Source organism: Geomonas sp., assembly GCF_056994735.1.
The window spans coordinates 1-2,974 of the sequence record NZ_JBXKJL010000018.1 but is presented as its reverse complement, the minus strand read 5'-3'; the positions used below and the strand labels follow the sequence as shown (position 1 = coordinate 2,974).

At 65.1% G+C, this 2,974-nt stretch carries 2 protein-coding genes; one reads left to right on the top strand and one right to left on the bottom strand.

Features of this window, described 5'->3' with window-relative positions; all coding sequences use genetic code 11:
• Positions 1-151: 151 nt before the first annotated feature.
• Positions 152-1,597 carry a group II intron reverse transcriptase/maturase gene (gene ltrA / locus AC11W3_RS00800; RefSeq protein ID WP_484092330.1) on the bottom strand — a complete coding sequence of 482 codons (1,446 nt, stop codon included), beginning with the start codon at positions 1,595-1,597 and terminating at the stop codon, positions 152-154.
• Between the two features lie 530 nt (positions 1,598-2,127).
• On the opposite strand from ltrA, the gene AC11W3_RS00795 reads away from it, so the two are divergent.
• Positions 2,128-2,433, top strand: coding sequence for a type II toxin-antitoxin system Phd/YefM family antitoxin (locus tag AC11W3_RS00795; RefSeq protein WP_484092329.1), 306 nt, complete (start codon positions 2,128-2,130; stop codon positions 2,431-2,433).
• Positions 2,434-2,974: the final 541 nt, after the last annotated feature.

The following is a 2,974-nucleotide window of genomic DNA, read 5'->3' as shown; positions in this document are numbered from 1 at the left end:
TCGGTAGAGTCAAAGCGAGGCGCGGTCCTATGAGGCTCCCGACTCGGTCGCCGCACGCGGCTACTGGAGACCACAGCAACACAGGCCGTTTCCTCCCCCTGCTCATCGAACCGTGCGTGCGGTTTTCCCGCACACGGCTCTCGGACGGGTTTCACACCCTGGCATGCGCAGGCGACCCAAGATGAAAGCGCCGGAGCTGAAAGACACCCAACTCCCCAAAGACCCGCGCACGCGGGTAGCGCTTCGTCCCTCGCGAGGGGACCTTGTGCCGGCGCCGTAGGAAGTGCCGCACGCGCTCGTAGACATAGTTATCGACCGCCCGATAGGCCAGGAGCCGGGTGCCGTAGGCGAAGTAGTTCGCCCACCCGCGCAGCACGCGGTTGAGCGCCTGCTGCACCTCAGACCATGCCCCCTGGTTGCTCGGCCGGAGGATCTCCCGGATGCGTCCCTTGACCCGCTGGACCGCCTCCTTGGCGGGGGCCGCGCCCAGGTACCCATGCCCATCCTTCCGGTAGCGCATCGGCCCGAAGGTGTAGCCCAGGAAGGTAAACGACTCGCTCTGCCCGTGGACCACCCGGGTCTTCCGCTCGTTGAGCGTGAGGCCCATCTGGGTGAACCAGCGGCGGGTCTGCGCCAGCACCTCCGTGGCCCCCTGCCGGCAGAGGACCACGAAGTCATCGGCGTAGTTCACGAGCCGCGCCCCGTAGCGCCGGTCGAGCCCGCGCAGGCGGAAGACCTTCAGGTAGCGATTCATGTAGACGTTGGCGAACAGCGGCGAGATCACCCCGCCTTGCGGCGTGCCCCGCGTGCTGCGCTTCCCGCCGGTGAACCGCCACCCACCCCCCGGCACGGCCTCCGCCACCGGCGCCTTGAGCCACCGCTTCAGCAGCCGGAGCAGCTTCCGGTCGCTGAGGCGGCGGGCCAGCGCCTGCATCAGGGCCGCATGGGGAATGGTGTCAAAGTACTTCGACACATCGGCGTCTACCACCTGGGCATGCCCCTGACACAGCGCCCGGTGCACCGCCTGGACGGCCTGCAAGGCCGAGCGCCCCGGCCGGTAGCCATAGGCCGTGGGCTCCAGGTCCGCCTCGAAGATCGGCTGCAGGATCAGCAGGGCGGCGGTTTGCACCACCCGGTCCCGAATAGCGGGAATCCCGAGGGGTCGCTCCCCACTGCCGCCCGGCTTGGGAATCCGCACCCGCCGCACCGGCTGCGGGCGATACGTCTCCGTGCGCAGCGCCTCCTGCACTGCGGCCAGCCACCGCTCCACCCCGGCCGCCTCGATGTCCGCGAAGGTCACCCCGTCCACGCCCGGCGCGCCCCCGTGCTGCTGGCTGAGCGCGTAGGCGTGGGCCAGAATGTCCGGGCGATACACCTTGTCGTACAGCAGGTAGAAGCGGTAGGCCGGCGCCTGCTTGGCCTTGGTGTACAGGGCCTCTTGGAGTCTCTGGAGCTTCGCTGGAGGTACCAGGCTCACGCCACTCTCCCGCCCCTTGCCTCGGTGAGACCCACCCCGAACCAGGGTCCCTTCCCTCCCCGCCGGTTCTGTTGTCCGGCGGGTCCGAGCGGTACTATGGACCCCTCCGACCCCCCGCACCGCCCCCAGCCGGATGCTGGGGTGAGGGGCGCGACCCCTCGCGGTCCGGGGGCTCCCGTGTTGCGCTGGGCTCTGTGCCGACGTGCCACGCCCCCTACCCCGGCGAGCGACCCAGCCATTCTCGGTCGGTTGCTCCCGCTGGGTCCGGCGGCCTTCCCGGTTATTCGGGCCGGTCGGCGCTCGCATCGTCACTTTCGAGGCCTGCTCGGGCTTCACGCGTGTTGCGGCCCGTCGGCTCGCGGACCCACCCAAGGTGGGCCAATGTCCCGTAGGCTTCGACCAGGCGGTTACCCTTCTGGCCGCCACGGTAGCTACTGGGGTGTACCGACAATTCCCCAGGCCGGACTTGCACCGGCAAGAAACCAGCGCCTTTCACGGCGCGCCGAATAATCCGGGCTTACCTTTCCAGCAGCTATTTCCGCCCGCAGCGAGAAGATGCCAGGTCGTGGGCGGACACCGCAGTGTGTCACGCCCCGTCGGCGACACCTGATCGCTCCTAGACCCTTGATAGGATCCAAACTGTAGCTACAATGGCTACAAAAGGAGATCTGTGTATGGGCACTGTTGGCGTTAGGGAGTTGAAGAACCGCCTTACCTACTACCTGCGGCGAACCAAACAGGGCGAGGAATTTGTCGTCACCGATCGCGGAAGGCCAATCGCACTTCTTCAACCCATGCGATCCCCGCGACATGTCGAGAGTCTGGAGGCGCGGCTGGCCCAATTAGCCGCTCAGGGTCGCGTGGCGCTCCCAAACCGCAAGCCGTTATCTCGGTTACGACCAGTTAAGCTGGCTGGAAAACCGATGTCCCAGATTATCCTGAAAGATCGCCAGTGAACTACCTTTACACGAGCCTCCTGATAAAGCGATTCGTGGCTGAGCAGGGATCGCGGAAAGTGGCTTTCCTTTGCGTTTTTGGCATCATTGCGAGGGGAAATTTTCTTCAGGCCAGGGATAGCGGGCTGAAAGCGCGTTGCTAATATGTGTCGTATGAACGATAATGCAGGCGGTATCTTGAGGACCCGGTCAGTGTGGCCCGGGAGCGAAAGTCCCAAGTGACTACAAGAGACGAACACAAAATGTGGGAGGAAGTCAGGCGTCTGATCTCGGAGAATTGGGACCGGTGCCTCTGGTTTCTCGCACCGGATTTTCAACCCACGAACCGAGACTCTGCCGTGCGCTCGCTGCGGTACATCGAGCTCTATGGCGATAAGGTGGCCTTCCAGCAGGCCAGGGAGCTGCGGCTATGGCTGCAACAGCCTTCCAGGAGCAACTCTGCAGATTAGTCGCGACGAGCCGCAAGAAAGGGAGGCGAAAGTTACGTCGCCGGAGGAGTAGCTCTGAACAATGAGCTCGGGGCTTCCCGTATTTCGCGAGA